Below are 2,978 nucleotides of genomic sequence, written 5' to 3' on the forward strand. Positions count from 1 at the left end.
AAAGTTTATGCTGCTATTTTTTTTTCGGAAAAATAGGTTGTAATGGGAGACTCTTTGTTTTCCTAGACAAAAATAATTACTTTTTCAAAAAAACACTTTTCTATTTTTTTGTTGGGTATTTTATTCTCTGGAAGTCCCTTAGGTACTTAACTAGGGTTTGCTGACGTTTGATAACTGATCACTGATTACTGATTTAAGGTCTTTGCAGGAAGATTAATTCTTCAACGGGGAGGAAATCATAGTATTGACCTTGATTAGCTAAAACTGCGATTAAATGGAGACGAGCATCGGGTTCAATGTGTAATCCTTCCCAGGGGACAGCAATCTCCAAACATTGATTAAAAGAAGCTTTGGCACTACTAGGAACTCGTTGCCAAGTAAAATATTCTTGAGCAACTTCTAACCAAGTAAATTCCGTGATTAAATTAACTCCTAGATGATGATGATAACCGTAATCGAGGGGCGATCGAGGGGGAATATCTGCTAAGGGAATTGGACTTTGCAGACGATGCACTTCGTCATAATACCAATATAAATGTACTTCAGGCGGTATATCTTTGCCTAATTCTGCCCCCGGTTTCCAATCGAAACGCAGATAAAAATTGAGGTGATCCCAACCGAAAAAGAGCCTTTGTACTAAGGAAGTCCGGTGCATTGTACCACTGGCGCCGCCAATTTCGATCCGTCCAGCTTTATCCCAATCCTGTTCGTCCCCAAAACCGTCGATAATGGGGTGAATGAAAGCCAGTGGACGATTACTTTGTTTATCTCTGTGTTCTTCCACCGGTTCGAGCAAATAGGAGGGAATTGGCTCATTTAAAGCTTGATAAAGAGCGATCAGGTGTTCGCGGAAAAGTTGGTCAAAAATTGCGTCATGATTAGAAGAATGGCCATAACCAAACCACCAAAACCAATCGGAACCTTCCGCTGCATACAATGCTTCCCACGCGTCGGGGTTATTATCTTCCGTCGCTTCCGGGTGATTAGCGAGGGTTTGACGGGCTAAAATTAGATATTCCCAAGCTTTATTTTTAGCGGGATCGCCGATCCAAGTGGTAAAATTGGCATCGATCCAAGAGCCGCTATGAAGTTTATTGACAGGGATTTTTGCCTTAGCGGGAAAGCGATCGAGATATTCGGAGACGGTGACTAATTCGATCTCTTTATGGTCGCTTAAAAGTTGATAAAGGTTCTCTAGGAAGGGTAAACCGTCTTGATGATAGTTTTCCCAACAGTTTTCGCCATCTAGCGCAATGGTAACTAACCAGGGTTTTTCTAGCGTCGTGGTTTCTGCGTTGGTTTTCAGTTGTTCGGCGATCGCTTCTAGGTGTTTAACTAAGTCTGTAGCGGCCTCTTGCGCTTTCATGCCACTATAGCTAAATCCGATCAGATCCGAGAGACGATGATCGCGGAAAACCATCGATAAATTGCCGTTGCTAGTTTCCAGACGGTAGGGACGATAAAGCAATTCCGGTTCGCTAATATTGCCTTTTTCGTCGCGATGAAAGTAATGTCCCAGAGACCAACCTAACACCCCCTCATCGGAACATAACCACTGAAAACCCTGTTTAGCGACAGCGGGGAGAATCGCGGGACTAACGGATTGTTCCGAGGGCCAAAGTCCTCGAGGATGTTTATCAAAGCGATCGATATAGATTTGCCAAGCTTTCCGGAGATGACGGGAAATATCTTCAGGATAGTGGAAATATTGCCGAGGAAGGGTCATATTCGGCACTGCTACCCGGCCGGCTTCCGAGTTGGCCAGCAGGGGTAAAATTGGATGGGTGTAGGGACTGGTAATGATTTCTAGTTGTCCGGTTTCCTGCATTAACCGGTGTTGCGGCAAGATACGACGCAGAATTTGACGCTGTTTGGAGATAATTCGCTGGCGATCGCTTAAAGTGAAGTTTTTTCCCTGTTCTAACCAGGCAGCGATTTCTGGGTCACTGTGAAAGATAGGATCGATCCAAGCGAGGTTATGCCAAGCTAAGAGATCGCTATAATCTTGCAGATTCCAATGGCTAATACACCAACTATGACCGTTTTCTTGACGCTGTGCGTATAATTGCCCGTAACGGGGGTGCGGATCGATCAGGTTACGATGGTTAGCATCGAAAAAGTGTTCGAGGATAAAGTGTTTTTGTGCCAGGGTTAACTGCGCTTCTGGGGTGACGGTGAGAGCAAGATAGGGGTCTATAGCTAGTCCGTTGACGTAATCCTCTAATTGCAGGATTAAAGAGGGAACAAGGTTGACAGTTTGGTGTAATTTGGGAAAACGTTCTAGAATTAAGATTAAATCGAGATAATCTTTCACCCCATGCAGTCGCACCCAGGGTAAGCGATATTGTCCCGAAGCATCGGTGCGAGTTTGACAGGATTTGTAGAGGGGTTGGTGTTGATGCCAAATAAAAGCGACGTAGAGAGGATAGGTCATGATAATACCGAGAAAAAGTGCATATAACAGGCTTTTTGTCCGTTATTTAGATAATAATGGACAATAAAACCCATTCTAGATTCTTAAAAGTTGATTTCGGTCACTACCATAATCCTATCAACGGGTTTTGAGAGGGTATCGTCTCTTTGTATTTGTTAAAGGATCGGCTCCTCTGGTGGTGAGTATTGGGAGTTCAGCAGTAGAATCCCTAATATTAGACCTCTTGCATAATTTTTTTATGGTATAATCCGGCGTTTTGCTTTTTTCTCGATTTTTAGATGGAAGTGGAAAAAAGAATAAAATGTGATCTTAGGTTAGGAAATAATCCATACTTTTGCTATGTTTATTAGCAAAAATATGGATAATCAAAACTTATCAGATAATCCCTTTAACAACTTGATAGCCTGACAGGGGGACAAGCTGGCTGAACTCCTTACAGCATAAGCTTTTTGGGGTGTTCGAGCGAAAAAGTTCGATGCAGATCACTCCCCATTGTTGATAAAGATTTCTAATAAGCTCGCCCAAATCCCTGATTCTCTCGTTA

General features: G+C 43.0%; 1 protein-coding gene. It reads right to left on the minus strand.

Translation table 11 applies throughout. The features are described from left to right. Positions 1-193 precede the first annotated feature (193 nt). Positions 194-2,434 carry a glycoside hydrolase gene (locus O9323_RS07955; protein ID WP_288124920.1) on the minus strand — a complete coding sequence of 747 codons (2,241 nt, stop codon included), beginning with the start codon at positions 2,432-2,434 and terminating at the stop codon, positions 194-196. Positions 2,435-2,978 lie beyond the last annotated feature (544 nt).

The sequence above is a fragment of the Microcystis sp. LE19-131.1A genome (assembly GCF_027532015.1).
Taxonomy (GTDB): domain Bacteria; phylum Cyanobacteriota; class Cyanobacteriia; order Cyanobacteriales; family Microcystaceae; genus Microcystis; species Microcystis ichthyoblabe_A.

Coding starts and splice junctions, on each gene's coding strand:
- O9323_RS07955 (WP_288124920.1), bottom strand. CDS start 2,434: ATGACCTATCCTCTCTACGTCGCTTTTATTTGGCATCAACACCAACCC.